Origin of the sequence: Parendozoicomonas verongulae (assembly GCF_009711465.1) — a bacterium.
In the GTDB taxonomy this organism is placed as follows: Bacteria; Pseudomonadota; Gammaproteobacteria; order Pseudomonadales; family Endozoicomonadaceae; genus Sansalvadorimonas; species Sansalvadorimonas verongulae.
On the sequence record NZ_SMME01000796.1, the window covers coordinates 15,743 to 16,279 of the forward strand.

1 protein-coding gene is annotated in these 537 nt (G+C 48.6%); it reads right to left on the reverse strand.

Annotated elements, in window-relative coordinates; all coding sequences use genetic code 11:
• Positions 1-153 precede the first annotated feature (153 nt).
• Positions 154-537, reverse strand: a 384-nt coding sequence (locus tag E1189_RS25345) for a hypothetical protein (RefSeq protein ID WP_230460256.1), incomplete at its 5' end; no start/stop codon positions are given.

Genomic DNA, 537 nt, shown 5'->3' on the forward strand with positions numbered 1-537 from the left:
CGCATTTCCAGTCACAATGAAAATCCTGATATCTTATGCACTCCGCCTTCTTCACCTCCTTCTCTGATCACTCTATTCCCAGAGTTGGCGGCCTTGGAGCAGGATGATTCTGTACTTTCAGAATTATCGGATTTTTTGCAGGATGATGTATTTTCAAGTGTTCTTTGCGCCAGTGCAGGGGAGTGCACACTCGATACAAATGGCATTCTTACTGAAGTGAGTCAGATTCAGCCTGACAGCGATCTGCAGCCCATGAATATCTCCGGCATGAACACGACAGGATTTGATATAAAAGAATATCTCGTGAGGGCCTGTAACCAAAACGGGGGCAGTCAGTCTTTCCCCCAACCTGGGGCAGTCACCGCCCACAAACACCCCCACACAGTGGACAGACCTTTTGTCTGTGATCAGGACGGGTGCAACAAAACATTTACCACATCCTACAATCTCACCAAACATAAGCGCTCCCACACAGGGAGCAGGCCCTTTATCTGTGGCCAGTGCAATCAGTCTTTCACCCAATCCTGTCATCTCACC